The organism is Pseudomonas sp. 05T35, from assembly GCF_056396605.1.
This window is the reverse complement of record NZ_JBFTLU010000959.1, coordinates 1-471: the sequence shown is the minus strand read 5'-3', so window position 1 is coordinate 471 and position 471 is coordinate 1. Positions and strand designations below refer to the sequence as shown.

General features: G+C 56.3%; 1 protein-coding gene. It reads left to right on the top strand.

Annotated elements, in window-relative coordinates; all coding sequences use genetic code 11:
- Position 1 precedes the first annotated feature (1 nt).
- Positions 2-471 (top strand): erythromycin esterase family protein (locus AC1DH9_RS30910; protein WP_477809556.1); only part of this gene is annotated, 470 nt, incomplete at its 3' end.

The following is a 471-nucleotide window of genomic DNA, read 5'->3' as shown; positions in this document are numbered from 1 at the left end:
GCTGGAAAAACTTTACGGTCCGCGCAGCACTGTTGCGAGAACCACTATTACCCCTCTGTTACGTCACTATGCAGAACCGCTGCCGGATTTGAATTCAGACGCCTTTGGTGAAATGTTCGACCGTTACGCCGATGCGCGCGTGGTGATGATCGGTGAGGCCAGCCATGGCACCAGCGACTTCTACCGAACCCGTGCGGCGATAACTCAACGATTGATTGAACAGCACGGGTTCACGATTGTGGCGGTTGAAGCGGACTGGCCAGATGCCGCGCATGTTGACCATTATGTTCGCGGGCTGGCCCATACAGCCTGGAAACGGCACATCTTCAGCCGATTCCCGACCTGGATGTGGCGCAACACCGATGTGAAAGCGTTTGCCCACTGGCTGCATCAATACAACCACAAGCACGCCCCCGAGCGTCGAGTCGAGTTTCGCGGATTGGACGTCTACAGTTTGCGCAACTCCATCCA